15 protein-coding genes are annotated in these 12,795 nt (G+C 60.0%); 13 read left to right on the top strand and 2 right to left on the bottom strand.

What is annotated here, in order from left to right:
• Nucleotides 1-2: 2 nt before the first annotated feature.
• The 10 genes from PUT78_RS15040 to PUT78_RS15085 all read left to right on the top strand — a co-directional run bounded on the left by PUT78_RS15040 (nt 3) and on the right by PUT78_RS15085 (nt 7,929).
• A complete protein-coding gene (locus PUT78_RS15040; RefSeq protein WP_274353090.1) occupies nt 3-635 on the top strand; it encodes an Hpt domain-containing protein in 633 nt (210 codons plus the stop codon).
• A 325-nt stretch (nt 636-960) separates the two neighbouring features.
• Nucleotides 961-2,118, top strand: coding sequence for a chemotaxis protein CheA (locus PUT78_RS15045; RefSeq protein WP_274353147.1), 1,158 nt, complete (start codon nt 961-963; stop codon nt 2,116-2,118).
• A gap of 16 nt (nt 2,119-2,134) precedes the next feature.
• Complete coding sequence (locus PUT78_RS15050) at nt 2,135-2,593, top strand: chemotaxis protein CheW (RefSeq protein WP_274353091.1); 459 nt, start codon at nt 2,135-2,137, stop codon at nt 2,591-2,593.
• 5 nt (nt 2,594-2,598) lie between these two features.
• Nucleotides 2,599-3,453 carry a CheR family methyltransferase gene (locus PUT78_RS15055; protein ID WP_274353148.1) on the top strand — a complete coding sequence of 285 codons (855 nt, stop codon included), beginning with the start codon at nt 2,599-2,601 and terminating at the stop codon, nt 3,451-3,453.
• Nucleotides 3,454-3,466: 13 nt separating this feature from the next.
• Nucleotides 3,467-3,856 (top strand): response regulator, encoded by a 390-nt coding sequence (locus PUT78_RS15060; RefSeq protein WP_274353092.1) that lies wholly within the window; start codon nt 3,467-3,469, stop codon nt 3,854-3,856.
• Entirely contained in the window at nt 3,853-4,239 is a 387-nt protein-coding gene (locus PUT78_RS15065; RefSeq protein ID WP_274353093.1) for a hypothetical protein, read from the top strand. Before PUT78_RS15060 ends, PUT78_RS15065 begins: the two co-directional genes overlap by 4 nt.
• Before the next feature lie 175 nt (nt 4,240-4,414).
• On the top strand, nt 4,415-5,146 hold the full coding sequence (locus PUT78_RS15070; RefSeq protein ID WP_274353094.1) for a PIG-L deacetylase family protein: 732 nt from the start codon (nt 4,415-4,417) through the stop codon (nt 5,144-5,146).
• 14 nt (nt 5,147-5,160) lie between these two features.
• Nucleotides 5,161-6,126, top strand: coding sequence for a VOC family protein (locus PUT78_RS15075; protein ID WP_274353095.1), 966 nt, complete (start codon nt 5,161-5,163; stop codon nt 6,124-6,126).
• Between the two features lie 3 nt (nt 6,127-6,129).
• Nucleotides 6,130-6,801 (top strand): 4-carboxy-4-hydroxy-2-oxoadipate aldolase/oxaloacetate decarboxylase, encoded by a 672-nt coding sequence (locus PUT78_RS15080; protein ID WP_274353096.1) that lies wholly within the window; start codon nt 6,130-6,132, stop codon nt 6,799-6,801.
• A gap of 42 nt (nt 6,802-6,843) precedes the next feature.
• A complete protein-coding gene (locus tag PUT78_RS15085) occupies nt 6,844-7,929 on the top strand; it encodes a 4-oxalomesaconate tautomerase (protein WP_274353097.1) in 1,086 nt (361 codons plus the stop codon).
• Nucleotides 7,930-7,958: 29 nt separating this feature from the next.
• Here the strand turns inward: PUT78_RS15085 and PUT78_RS15090 are convergent, their stop codons facing one another.
• Nucleotides 7,959-8,837 carry an amidohydrolase family protein gene (locus PUT78_RS15090; RefSeq protein WP_274353098.1) on the bottom strand — a complete coding sequence of 293 codons (879 nt, stop codon included), beginning with the start codon at nt 8,835-8,837 and terminating at the stop codon, nt 7,959-7,961.
• A 49-nt stretch (nt 8,838-8,886) separates the two neighbouring features.
• Nucleotides 8,887-9,678, bottom strand: coding sequence for a crotonase/enoyl-CoA hydratase family protein (locus PUT78_RS15095; RefSeq protein ID WP_274353099.1), 792 nt, complete (start codon nt 9,676-9,678; stop codon nt 8,887-8,889).
• Between the two features lie 132 nt (nt 9,679-9,810).
• On the opposite strand from PUT78_RS15095, the gene PUT78_RS15100 reads away from it, so the two are divergent.
• The 3 genes from PUT78_RS15100 (at nt 9,811) to PUT78_RS15110 (ending at nt 12,764) form a co-directional block, all read left to right on the top strand.
• Nucleotides 9,811-10,287 carry a MarR family winged helix-turn-helix transcriptional regulator gene (locus PUT78_RS15100; protein ID WP_274353100.1) on the top strand — a complete coding sequence of 159 codons (477 nt, stop codon included), beginning with the start codon at nt 9,811-9,813 and terminating at the stop codon, nt 10,285-10,287.
• Nucleotides 10,265-12,130 (top strand): feruloyl-CoA synthase, encoded by a 1,866-nt coding sequence (locus PUT78_RS15105; protein ID WP_274353101.1) that lies wholly within the window; start codon nt 10,265-10,267, stop codon nt 12,128-12,130. Before PUT78_RS15100 ends, PUT78_RS15105 begins: the two co-directional genes overlap by 23 nt.
• 91 nt (nt 12,131-12,221) lie before the next feature.
• Nucleotides 12,222-12,764, top strand: a complete 543-nt coding sequence (locus PUT78_RS15110; RefSeq protein ID WP_274353102.1) for a MarR family winged helix-turn-helix transcriptional regulator — start codon at nt 12,222-12,224, stop codon at nt 12,762-12,764.
• Nucleotides 12,765-12,795 lie beyond the last annotated feature (31 nt).

Raw genomic sequence — 12,795 nt, forward strand, 5'->3', positions numbered from 1 at the left:
CGATGACGGACAGGGACGAATTCCTGGAAATGTTCTTTACCGAATGCGACGAGTTGCTGGACAGTCTCGCCACCGGATTGCGGGCAATGGACGTACCCGGTCACGAAATGGAAACCGTGCATTCCGTTTTCAGGGCAGTGCATTCCATGAAAGGGGCCGCAGCCGCATTCGGACTGACCGATCTTGTCACCTTCGCCCACCGGTTCGAGACTGTTCTTGATCTGCTGCGCAGCGACAGGCTGACAGCCGATCAGGATGTAATGACAGTGCTGCATCGCGCCTCCGATCTGCTGACGGATCTCGTTGCCGCGGCCCGGCAATCTATCCCGGCGGATTCCACACGCATGCAGGACCTTCTGGCAGAACTGGACCGGCTGATTGGCGATGACGACGATGCAGAGGATGACAGTGACCTGCAGGCGGCTTTCGTTCCCATCACGCTCGATTTCGCGCCGATCGAGTCCCCCCCCCCCGCCACGGGCGCGCTACCGGATCAGCATGATGCCGGACCCGGAATTATACCGCACAGGCAACGATCCGGCGGCATTGTTGCATGCTTTGGCGCAGCTTGGCGATGCCGCAGTGACGCTGGATACAAAGAACGTTCCCAAACTTTCAGTATGGTCGCAGGATGAGGCCCGCCTGCGGTGGGACATAAACCTTCACACAGAAGCCACACTGGCGGATATCGAGCATATTTTCGAATTCGTCGTCGATTGTTGCCAGCTGGAAATCACCCGGGAACCGGATCAGCCCATGCCTGACGCGCCGCCGGACGCAGTTGCGCCCGCGACAGGGATGGCCCCCGTGGAACCGCCCACGCAGCCCACGGATACCGTGGGGAATGACAAGACCGCCACGGCGCAGGAACCCGTCGCATCGCGGGCCGCGGCGGCTGCGCCTGCCGGGCAGGCAGCGACAATCCGGGTAAGTCTGGACCGTGTGGACAAGCTGATGAACATGATCGGTGAACTGGTCATCAAGGAAGCAATGCTGTATCAGGTCATCGAAACAGCAGGTTTCACGGAAGAACCGGATGTCGTGACGGCGCTTGAAGGCATCCGTCAGCTTGCAGGCGACATTCAGGAAAGCGTCATGTCGATCAGGGCGCAACCGCTGAAACTCGTGTTCCAGCGCATGCACCGTATCCTGCGCGAAGCCGCAGACGCGACCGGAAAAAAAGTCCGTCTGGATACGTCAGGCGAAAATACCGAAGTCGATAAAACCATGATCGAGCGGTTGATCGACCCCCTGACCCATATGATCCGAAATTCCATCGATCATGGGCTGGAAGATGCGATCACCCGTCAGCGCCGCGGCAAACCGCAGGAAGGCACAATCACGCTTTCTGCTGCCCACCGCTCCGGGCGCGTCCAGATCGAGGTGTCCGACGATGGCGGCGGTATCAACCGTGACCGTGTCCGCCAGATTGCCGAAGATCGCGGCCTTATTTCAGCGGGTGCCACCCTTTCCCCGAACGAGATTGACTCGCTGCTGTTCCTGCCGGGCTTTTCTTCAAAGGACGAAGTGTCGGCACTGTCCGGGCGCGGCGTCGGACTGGACGTGGTCCGGCGCGAAATCATGTCGCTGGGCGGGCGGGTGATGATCCAGTCAAAAGAAGGGGAAGGCACGACCTTCTCCATCGCATTACCCCTGACGCTTGCAGTGCTGGAAGGCATGCTTATCCAGCTGCGCGACCAGACAATGGTGCTGCCGATAACGGCAGTGCAGGAAACGCTGCGCCCGACATCGGCAACACTGCACGGCATCGGCAAAAATGGCAGGGTACTTTCCAATCGGGGCGAGTTGATCCCGATCATCGACCTCGCCTGTTCATTCGGGCTGCGGGATGCGCCTGCACCGCTTGATGGCGGGGTATTGATTGTCGTCGAAACAGACAGCAACAAACGTGCGGCCTTGCACGTTGACGGGATATTCGACCAACGCCAGGTCGTCATCAAAAGCCTGGAAGAAAACTATGGCCGCGTGCCGGGGGTTTCGGCCGCGACGATCCTGGGTGATGGCAACATCGCGCTGATCATCGATCCTGAAGAAATCGTTCTTTCATCATTGTCCGAGCAAGGTCGCTCTGCAATCGCTTTCGCAGTAAACGGGTAACGCAATGCTAGAAACCATGTCTCATAATTCCGCAGGAAAACAAGATGTTGTCGCCTTCAAACTGGCTGAACAGGATTTCTGCATCGATATCAGTCTGGTGCGCGAAATCCGGGGATGGGCACCAACCACTGTCCTGCCCCATGCCCCATGCTACGTAAAAGGCGTGATAAACCTGCGCGGATCGGTGGTCACGGTGGTGGATCTGTCTGCCCGGCTGGGTTTCGGTCCGTCAGATCCTTCGCAGCGCCATGTTGTCATCATCGCTTTCCACGAGGGCCGGATCGTCGGATTACTGGCTGATCTTGTTTCGGATATCGTGACAATCAACGAAGAAAATATTCAGGCGGTCCCGGATATTGCATCTGATCCCTCAAGGGAATTCATCACCGGAATGATCACTTTCGACGATGGGCGGATATTGCGCAAGATCGACCTTGCGCAATTGCTGCCGGCACCACAGCTGGCGAGCGCGTGAACACCATGCGGGTTGAAACGCCACCGTCCCTGACCACCGATCAGTTCAGTCGGCTGGCCCGGATCGTCCATGACGATTCGGGAATCGTGCTGACAGAGGCAAAGCGCGGATTGCTGATGGCCCGCCTGAACCGGCGTCTGCGGGCGCTGGGACTTGCCGAATACGGGGCATATTGCGCGCTCCTGAACAGTCCCGGCGGCGCGTCCGAACGGCGGCATATGCTGTCGGCAGTGACGACGAATGTGACCGCATTCTTCAGGGAATCCCATCATTTTGATGCTCTGACACGGCAGGTTCTGCCACCGCTGATCGAAGCCGCGCGCAAGGGTCGGCGGGTAAGGTTGTGGTCGGCCGCCTGTTCATCCGGCGAAGAGCCCTATTCGATGGCCATATCGGTGCTGGAGTGTTTTCCTGATGCCGCCCGATATGATCTGCTTATCCTGGCCACCGATATTGACCCCGTGATGGTTGCCAAAGCGCAGGCCGGGGTATTTCCCGAAACATCTGTGCAGGGGCTGGCGCCCGCGAAACTCAGTACGCATTTCACGCGCACCGGCACGTCATATGAAGCTGGCGCGCCTTTGCGAAGCATCATGCGATTCGCCGAACTGAACCTGCATCACGAATGGCCATTTTCCGGGCAGTTCGATGTCATTTTCTGCCGCAATGTCGTCATCTATTTTGACGGGGATGCACGCAGGCTGCTGTGGCAACGATTTGCAGCGCAGCTTCATGCGGGCGGGCATTTGTTCATTGGCCATTCAGAACGACTCGACGGACCGGCAAGCGCCACCTTCCGCCTCGCCGGACCCACCCATTATGTAAATACCGCGCCTTCACCGGCCGGGCAATCTGTATAGGAAAGATAAATCCATGCTGCTAAAATCTCAGCTTCGCGTCATGGTCGTTGATGATATGTCGGTCAGCCGCGGCCTTATTGAACAGGCGCTTGACTGGGCGGGAATATCAAATGTGCAATATGAAGCGGATGGCGCAAGCGCACTGAAACGGCTGGTTGCTGCGCCGGTTCACCTTGTCATTTCCGACTATAACATGCCCGGAATGGATGGAATTAGCCTGCTGGAGGCGCTTCGCTCCAATAAGACCACGCACCGTATGGGTTTCATATTGATTACTGGCAAAGCAGACCGCCCCTTGCTGGAGCGTGGCCAGCGCGCGGGAATGAACAATTTCCTGACAAAGCCGTTCACCAAGGAAGCACTGCTGCGTTGTGTTGAATCTGTCACAGGGAAATTGCAATGACCTATGCACGCGCGCAGGCGCCCGCCCCCCCGGTTGAGAACGGGCGCGTCGCCCTTTCGGACGGATTGTTGCGCGCCGCCGATGAAGCCAGGCTTTTGTCGCAACAAGCCGCACGACTGGATGCCAATATCGGGGCCGCGCTTGCGCAAGCTGATCCTGGTGTGACGCGCGATCTGCAAAATGCCGATATCCTGCGTCAGGGCCTAGAAGGATTGACGCAGTTCCTGACTGCACTTGTGGAAACACTGGACCGGGACGGAACATGCAATCCGGTTGTGGCAACCGAAGCGTTGCTGATGCGGGACCAATCCCTTCGGCTGGCGCATGGTGCCGCATTTTCCCCAGCGAAAACTGTCAGCGCCGCTGATCTTTGGGACCAGTGATACGCAGCGTCCACCCGGCCGGAGGTTGCAGAGCCGCAGTAGTGATATCGGCAGACGGAACCAGCGCACAATATCCAACTATAGCTATTTGTTATGCTAATGAACGCGCTTCAGATTTGCATGACCCCCAGTACGCATGGGATCAGAGTCATGATCAGAATTCAGGGAGTCGCCAATGACAACGCCGAAAACCGCACTTGTCATCTCTGCTCATGCAGCCGATTTCGTGTGGCGCTGCGGGGGCGCCATCGCGCTGCATGCCGAAATGGGCTATCAGGTCACGGTGGCCTGCCTGTCATTCGGCGAACGCGGCGAAAGCGCGCGGTTGTGGAAAGAGGGGAAATCACTGGAGGAGGTGAAATCCATCCGCCGCGCCGAGGCAGAGGCCGCCGCCGATGTGTTGGGGGTGCATCATCTGGAATGCTTTGACCTTGGCGATTACCCGCTGCATCTGGAACAGGATGACAAGCTGCGGCTGGTCGATCTGATCCGCAAGGTGCAGCCCGCCTTCATGCTGTGCCACAGCCAGTATGACCCCTATAACACCGATCACATGTATACCACGCAGATCGCGCTGGAATGCCGCATGATCGCGCAGGCCTGGGGGCATAATCCGGGTGAGAAAGTACTGGGGGCACCGCAACTTTACCTGTTTGAGCCGCACCAGACCGAACAGATGGGCTGGAAACCGGACACGTTTCTGGACATCACACCGGTCTGGGACAAGAAACGCGCGGCCATGGAACATATGAACGGGCAGGTTCATCTGTGGGAGTATTACACCCGCGTCGCCCAGCAGCGTGCCAATCATTTCAAACGTAATTCGGGCGGCATGTCAGGCGGGCGTGATTGCAAATATGCCGAAGGGTTCCAGTCCGTCTTTCCGCGCACGGTGGATGAACTTTAACAGCGGAGCGGGACATGAGCATACCCACAAACCCCAGCTTTGATATTGCCCATCTGGGCCATGTCGAAATGCTGACCGACAAGTTCGATGAAAGTCTGGATTTCTTCACGCGCGTCTATGGGTTGAAACTGTCTGCACAGGACGCGACCAGCGCCTATCTGCGCGCTTGGGACGATTACGAATTCGCCAGCCTGAAACTGACGCGCGCAGACACAACCGGGATTGGCCATATCGGCTATCGCGCCGCCAGCCCGGACGCGCTGGAACGCCGTGTGGCGGTGATCGAGGCATCGGGGTTCAGGGTGCATGGCTGGCATGACGGCGACGAAAGCCATGGCCGCGCCTTCCGGTTCGAAGACCCGTTCGGCCATGTGTTTGAAATATACTACGACACCCGCCGCGCCGAACCCGAAGCCCCCGACCACCCCGCGCTGAAAAACACGGCCAGCGCATTTACGGGCGCTGCCCCGCGCCGCATTGACCATCTGAACCTGCTGGCCGCCGATGTGCGCGAATTCCGCCGCTTCATGGAAACCTGCCTTGGCGCGCGCGTGACCGAATATATTCAGCTGGACAATGGCCGTATCGGGGGGTGCTGGTTCACCATCAACAACAAGACCTATGATCTGGCCTGCACTGAGGAACATGGCGGCGGGCATGCGCGGCTGCATCACCTCACCTATGCCACGGACCAACGCGAGGATATTCTGCGCGCAGCGGATATTTTCCTGCAAAACGGGGTGCATATTGAAACCGGCCCCCATAAGCACGCCATTCAGGGTACGTTTTTCCTGTATGTGTGGGAGCCTGCGGGCAATCGCGTGGAACTGGCCAATGCGGGTGCGCGGCTGATCCTTGCGCCCGATTGGGAACCGGTCTGCTGGACCGAGTCTGACCGCAGGAAGGGGCAGGCCTGGGGGCTGAAAACCATCGACACATTCCATACGCACGGCACGCCCCCCGTGCCACAGAAAGGCTGATCCATGTCCGTTGTCGTTCAGAACATTCCACGCGCAGACCCCGCCGTTATTGACGCGCTTGGCCGCGCGGGCGTGGCAACCGTGCACGAAGCGCAGGGGCGCACGGGCTGTCTGGCCTCGCATATGCGGCCCATCTGGCGCGGCGCACGGATTGCGGGGTCGGCGGTGACCATCAGCGCGCCGCCCGGCGATAACTGGATGCTGCATGTCGCGATTGAGCAGTTGCAGCAAGGCGATATTCTGGTGCTGGCCCCGACCAGCCCCTGCGACAATGGCTATTTCGGGGATCTGCTGGCCACCAGCGCCATGGCGCGGGGCTGTCGCGGGTTGATCATTGACGCCGGTGTGCGTGATGTGACCGATTTGCAGGAGATGGGCTTTCCGGTCTGGTCGAAGGCTATTTCGGCGCAGGGCACTGTCAAGGAAACGCCGGGGTCGGTGAACGTGCCCATTGTCTGCGCGGGTCAGGCGATTGCGGCGGGCGATGTGGTCATTGCCGATGATGATGGCGTGGTTGTCGTGCCACAGGCGCAGGCCGCGGATGTGGCGCGCAAGGCCAAAGAACGGCTGGACGCGGAAGAGGCCAAGCGCGTGCGTCTGGCCGCAGGCGAACTGGGGCTGGATATCTATAATATGCGCCAGAGACTGGCCGAGAAGGGCCTGAAATACATCTGATACGTGCCCCGGGGGCGTTTCCGGCAAGATGAAAGGGTTTTCATGCACGAGACCGAGCATCAGGGAATTCCCTGTCTGTGGATGCGGGGGGGGACATCGAAAGGGGTCTACCTGCTGGCCGCGGACCTGCCTGCGGAAAGTGGCGCGCGCGATGCGCTGTTGCTGCGCATCATGGGCAGCCCTGATCCGCGCCAGATTGACGGGATCGGGGGCGGCGATCCGCTGACATCCAAAGTGGCGGTTCTGGCCCCGTCAACGCGCGCGGATGCCGATGTCGATTACCTGTTCCTGCAGGTTTTCGTGGATCAGGCGCTGGTGTCAGATGCGCAGGGCTGCGGCAATATTCTGGCTGGTGTCGGGCCAGCGGCGATTGAGCGCGGGCTGGTTGCAGCGCAGGACGGGGAAACGCCGGTGCGCATTCACATGCGCAACACGGGCGAAGTTGCGCTGGCGCGGGTGCAGACGCCGGGCGGGCATGTCAGCTACGATGGGGATACCGCCATTGACGGGGTGCCGGGCCAGCATGCCGCCCTGCCCTTGCTGTTTGAGAATATTGCAGGGTCCATGTGCGGGGCGCTGCTGCCCACTGGACATGTGGTGGATGTGGTGGAAGGCACCGAGGTGACCTGCATCGATAATGGCATGCCTATTGTCGTGCTGCGCGCGGCTGATTTCGGGATCAGCGGACAGGAAAGCCGCGAGGATCTGGACGCCAATGCGGACCTGAAATCGCGGCTGGAGGCAATTCGTCTGGCGGTCGGGCCGATGATGAATCTTGGTGATGTGCGCGATAAATCCGTGCCCAAGATGACGCTGGTGTCCGAAGCGAGTGCAGGCGGTGCGATTTCCACGCGCAGTTTCATTCCGCATCGTTGCCATGCGACCATCGGCGTGTTTGCCGCCGTGTCGGTTGCCACGGCCTGCACGCTGCCGGGAAGTGTGGCGTATCCGCTGGCGCGCAGGCCCGAAGATGGCCGCTACAGCGTTGAACACCCGACCGGGGCCGCCGAAGTGCTGATCGAAACGGATGCAGGCGGTACGGTGACGCGCGCAGGCGTCATGCGCACGGCCCGCAAAATTCTGGACGGACGGGTTTTCCCCGCGCCACCAACCCCGCCCAAGACGTGAAAAAGGGGCCGCAAAAGGCCCCCTTTCCGCTATTTCAGTTTCAGCAGGCGTGCCGCGTTTTCCTTCAGGATCAGCGGGCGTACCTCGTCACGGATGGGCAGTTCCGCAAAGTCACTCAGCCAGCGGTCCGGCGTGATGGCAGGCCAGTCCGACCCGAACAGCATTTTCCGTTTCAGAAGCGTGTTCGCGTAATGCGTGAATATCGGCGGAAAATATTTCGGCGACCACCCCGACATGTCGATATAGACATTCGGTTTGTGCTGCGCGACGGACAGCCCTTCTTCCGTCCAGGGAAAGGACGGGTGCGCCATGACGATTTGCGTATCGGGGAAATCCACCGCGACATCATCCAGATGCATCGGGTTGGAATATTTCAGCCGCATGCCCATGCCGCCGCGCATACCGGACCCCACCCCTGTCTGGCCGGTATGGAACAGCATCACCGCGCCTTCTTCGGCAATAGCTTCATACAAGGGATAGGCCATGCGGTCATTCGGGAAGAAACCCTGCATTGTCGGGTGGAACTTGAACCCCTTGACCCCGAAGTCCCGCACAAGGCGGCGAGCTTCGCGCGCGCCAAGTTTCCCCTTGGCCGGATCGATCGAGGCGAAGGGAATCAAAATATCCGAATTTTCCGCGCAATGTTGCGCGATTTCTTCGTTCGTGTGCCGGTAAAACCCGGTTTCGCGTTCGGCATCGACACCGAAAATCACTGCGGCAATCTTGCGTTCGCGGTAATATGCGGCGGTTTGCGGCACCGTGGGCAGCATACCGTCCACCCCGGCGGGGTTTTTGAAATACGCGGCCATCCCTTGCTGGAATTCGTTATAGCCATCATCGCGGTGGCAGTTGCAGGGTTCTTCCGCATGGGTGTGAAAGTCGATTGCGATAATCTCGTCCAGGTTCATCGGCTGATCCTTTCGCAGGTAGTGTGAAGGGGGACAGGCAACAGGCCGGTCACGGCGCGTCCGGGGCTTTCAGCCGGGCGGTGCGTTTTTCCAGAAAATCACGCAGGCGCTGTTTTGCTTCGGGTGTTTCCGATGTCAGCGCGGATACAACCGATTCGGTGAACAGGCCATCCTCGACCGACATTTCCGCGATGCGCGGCAGGGCGTTCAGAACCGCATAATTCGACAGCGGCGCGTTTGACGCAGCAGCGCGCGCAAGTTCCTTCGCGGTTTCCAGCGCGCGGCCTTTGGGCACGACATAGGACACGCCGCCCCATTGTTCCATCTGTGCGGGGGACACGGTGCGCCCGGTCAGCATCATGTCAGTCATGCGCGCGGCCCCGATCAGGCGCCCCACACGCACGGACCCGCCGCCGCCCACGAAAATGCCGCGCTGGCCTTCGGGCAGGCCGAAAAAGGTGCTTTCATCGGCCACGCGGATATGGGTCGCCGCGGCCAGTTCAAACCCGCCGCCCACCACTGCGCCATGCAGCGCACTGATGAACGGAATTTCCCCGCGTTCGAATTCCGTGAATACCGCATGCCAGCGCCGCGAGCCCTGAATCGCTTCAAACAGGGGTTTTTCCTTATGCTCGGCCAGGTCCAGACCAGCGCAGAAATGATCCCCGACGCCGTAAATCACCGCGGCGCGGGCTTCGGACCGGGCGCGCGTGGCAGCGACGTGAAGCGCCTCGACAAAGCGGTCGGAAATGGCGTTGCGCTTCTCGGGGCGGTTCAGCCCGATGACGGCGATATCGCCCTGAAGCTCATATGTCACAAGCGTTTGCGTGGTGCCGTCCATGTCTTCCTCCTGTCTGGTCAGATGTCATATTGCAGAAATACGTCACATAGTAAACAGTATTGTAAGGTAACGATCAACCTGCTAATCGTTACCTGCGTGCAAGCGCCACAGCTTCATGAATGCGGGGGAGGCATGGGGAAAGTGCTGAAAGCGGATACAGATAACGCGGCAGCTGGCAGCATAGATTCGCTGCTCGGTTATAACCTGAAGCGCGCCTATATGATTTTCCGTGATGATTTCCGCAACAGTGTTGAAAATGCCGGAATGACCCCGCGCGCAATGTCGGTACTGGCGCAGATCGTGGAAATGCCGATGATCACACAAAGCGATGTGGCGCGCAGGCTGGGCATCGAACGTTCCGGCCTTGTTGCGATCATTGATGAACTGGAAAAGGGCGGTCTTGTCCGGCGCGCAGCCGTGCCGGGGGACCGGCGGTCGCAGGCGCTGGTACCAACCGCGCAAGGCCACAAACGGATCCGCGCCATCTTGCAACAGGTGCAGGCACATGAAGCGAATTTGCTGTCGCCGCTGAACCCGCAGGAACAGGCACAGCTTCTGCACATGCTGCGCAAATTGCGCCACGCCCATGGAAATGATTCCACGCCATGAAATACTGCGCCCGCCCCTGCTGACCAATGCCACCAAACCATTCGGAGAATTCAATCCCATGACTGTCCAGCCCCCCGCCCAAGCCCGTTTCTGGTCGCCGGAATTTGAATATGAGCACCGCCCGGATGGCACGATCCTGATGCGCCAGACTGACCCCCTGCCCGCGCATATGCCGCTGATTGCGGATTACCTGGACAAATGGGCAGATGCGACACCTGATAACACCTGGATGGCGCGGCGCGACGCTGGCGGGGACTGGCGGCGCATCAGCTACGCGCAGGCGCGCGATATGGCGCGGCACATCGGCGCGGCTTTGCTGGGGCTTGGTCTGGGGCCGGACCGGCCCTTGCTGGTGCTGTCCGAAAACAGTCTGGAACATGCGCTGCTGGGGCTTGGCTGCACCTATGCGGGCATTCCTTATGCGCCGGTGTCGCCCGCCTATTCGCTGGTGTCCAAGGACCATGGCAAACTACGCGACATTGTCGCGCTGCTGCAACCCGGCGCGGTATTCGCCGATGACGGGGCGGCATTCGCGCCTGCGCTTCAGGCCATTGCGGCAGCGCGCCAGTCGGTCATCACCCTGCGCGGTGGTGGTTCGGATACGGTCGCGTTTGACGATCTGCTGACGGCTGATCCGGCTGCGGCGGATACGGCACGCGCAGCCCTGAGCCCTGATACAGTTGTCAAATATCTGTTCACATCAGGGTCCACCGGCAGCCCGAAGGCCGTGATCAATACCAACCGCATGATCTGCGCCATGGCCGCAATGCTGCGCGATTGCTATCGCTTTCTGACATGGGAACCACCTGTGGTGCTGGACTGGGCACCCTGGAACCATACTGCCGCGGGCAACAAGGTCAATTATCTGGTGCTGACCAATGGCGGCACCTATTACATTGATGATGGCCGTCCGGTTCCGGGTAAATTTGACGAAACCCTGCGCAACCTGCGTGAAATTTCCTGCACTTGGTATTTCAATGTGCCGGTCGGCTATGACATGCTGATTGACGCGATGGAACAGGACGACGCGCTGGCGCAGAAATTCTATGCGAAACTTGGTATGTTGTTTTATGCGGGCGCGGGCATGGCACAGCACACATGGGACCGCCTGTCGGCGCTGGGGCGCAGGGTGACGGGGCGCGACGTGCTGCTGGCCACCGGCCTTGGTGCCACGGAAACCGCGCCCTTCGCGCTGGCCTGCACCGATATTCAGGACAAGGCGGGTAATCTGGGGGTGCCGTCGCGCGGGCTGACGCTGAAACTGGTTCCTTCAGGCGACAAGCTGGAAGCACGCCTGAAAGGGCCGACCATCACACCCGGCTATTTCGGCGATCCCGCCCGCACTGCGGATGCGTTCGACGAAGAGGGGTTCTATTGTCTGGGCGACGCGCTGCGCCCCGCAGACCCGCAGGATCTGGCCAAAGGGTTTTATTTTGACGGGCGCGTGGCGGAAAACTTCAAGCTGTCGACAGGCACGTGGGTTTCCGTGGGCGCGGTCCGCGCGGCATTGGTCGATGCTATGGGCGGGCTGATTCGTGACGCCGTGATCGTGGGGGAAAACCAGTCCGAACTGGGGGCATTGCTGCTGCTGTCGGACAAGGCCCGCACCATGCCGGCGGATGAACTGACCGCAGTGTTGCAGGACCGTCTGGCGAAGGCCGCAAAACAGGCGACCGGGTCCGCCAGCCGCGTGCGCCGGGCGCTGGTGGTGGAAACGGTCCCCAGTTTCGACAAGGGCGAGATCACGGAAAAAGGCAGCCTGAACCAACGTGCGATGCGCGACAGCCATGCCCCGCGCATTGCGGAACTGTTCAGCGACAGTGACGGGATCATCCGGGTATGAATACAGGCCGGATCCGGCGAAAAGCACCATTAAAAACTGTTTGATCTGGAACAGTTAATAGCATAACATATCTTTCGGAGGGGGATTTGTCATGCCGGAACACGCACAGGGCGCGGCAGCGCAACGCAATGATTTCCCGATGATAACGGACCCGGAAGACGGGCTGAATTTCGGGGGGTTGCGCCATAATACCGGATTCCTGCTGCGTATGGCATGGCTGCAGGTGCGTGAAACACTGGGCAATGGCGATGGCACCCTCTGCCTGAGTGCGGCAGAATTCACCATCCTTCAGGTCATCGCCCAGACCCCCGGTGTGCGGCAGGGCCAGCTTGCCCGCGCGCTGTATATAAAGCCTGCGGCGATGACGCGCCTGATACGCGGATTTGAAGATCGCGGTCTGGTCATGCGCATCATCCCGCCCAAGAACCGGCGCACAGTCATGCTGTCGGTCCGGCCTGCGGGGCTGGCCGCGCTGGACATGGCGCGCGCATTTTACAGCGCTTCATCCCCCCATGAACGCGGGGGGCTGACAGCAACAGAACAGCAGGAACTGAACCGCCTGCTGCGGAAATACTGCGGAATTGGCCCGACAGCGGAAACAGCGCTGACAACCAGCGCCACATCCGCAGGGTAATATGATTGAATGGTCAACATCTGGGAGGAAA

Origin of the sequence: Roseinatronobacter alkalisoli, assembly GCF_028745735.1 — a bacterium.
Taxonomy (GTDB): domain Bacteria; phylum Pseudomonadota; class Alphaproteobacteria; order Rhodobacterales; family Rhodobacteraceae; genus Roseinatronobacter; species Roseinatronobacter alkalisoli.

Excerpts from the sequence above, each read along its gene's own strand:
- PUT78_RS15070 (WP_274353094.1), top strand. The coding sequence starts at position 4,415 with ATGACAACGCCGAAAACCGCACTTGTCATCTCTGCTCATGCAGCCGAT.
- PUT78_RS15105 (WP_274353101.1), top strand. The coding sequence starts at position 10,265 with ATGGAAATGATTCCACGCCATGAAATACTGCGCCCGCCCCTGCTGACC.
- PUT78_RS15110 (WP_274353102.1), top strand. The coding sequence starts at position 12,222 with ATGCCGGAACACGCACAGGGCGCGGCAGCGCAACGCAATGATTTCCCG.
- PUT78_RS15085 (WP_274353097.1), top strand. The coding sequence starts at position 6,844 with ATGCACGAGACCGAGCATCAGGGAATTCCCTGTCTGTGGATGCGGGGG.
- PUT78_RS15080 (WP_274353096.1), top strand. The coding sequence starts at position 6,130 with ATGTCCGTTGTCGTTCAGAACATTCCACGCGCAGACCCCGCCGTTATT.
- PUT78_RS15100 (WP_274353100.1), top strand. The coding sequence starts at position 9,811 with ATGGGGAAAGTGCTGAAAGCGGATACAGATAACGCGGCAGCTGGCAGC.
- PUT78_RS15075 (WP_274353095.1), top strand. The coding sequence starts at position 5,161 with ATGAGCATACCCACAAACCCCAGCTTTGATATTGCCCATCTGGGCCAT.
- PUT78_RS15045 (WP_274353147.1), top strand. The coding sequence starts at position 961 with ATGATCGGTGAACTGGTCATCAAGGAAGCAATGCTGTATCAGGTCATC.
- PUT78_RS15065 (WP_274353093.1), top strand. The coding sequence starts at position 3,853 with ATGACCTATGCACGCGCGCAGGCGCCCGCCCCCCCGGTTGAGAACGGG.
- PUT78_RS15060 (WP_274353092.1), top strand. The coding sequence starts at position 3,467 with ATGCTGCTAAAATCTCAGCTTCGCGTCATGGTCGTTGATGATATGTCG.
- PUT78_RS15040 (WP_274353090.1), top strand. The coding sequence starts at position 3 with ATGACGGACAGGGACGAATTCCTGGAAATGTTCTTTACCGAATGCGAC.
- PUT78_RS15095 (WP_274353099.1), bottom strand. The coding sequence starts at position 9,678 with ATGGACGGCACCACGCAAACGCTTGTGACATATGAGCTTCAGGGCGAT.
- PUT78_RS15090 (WP_274353098.1), bottom strand. The coding sequence starts at position 8,837 with ATGAACCTGGACGAGATTATCGCAATCGACTTTCACACCCATGCGGAA.
- PUT78_RS15050 (WP_274353091.1), top strand. The coding sequence starts at position 2,135 with ATGTCTCATAATTCCGCAGGAAAACAAGATGTTGTCGCCTTCAAACTG.
- PUT78_RS15055 (WP_274353148.1), top strand. The coding sequence starts at position 2,599 with ATGCGGGTTGAAACGCCACCGTCCCTGACCACCGATCAGTTCAGTCGG.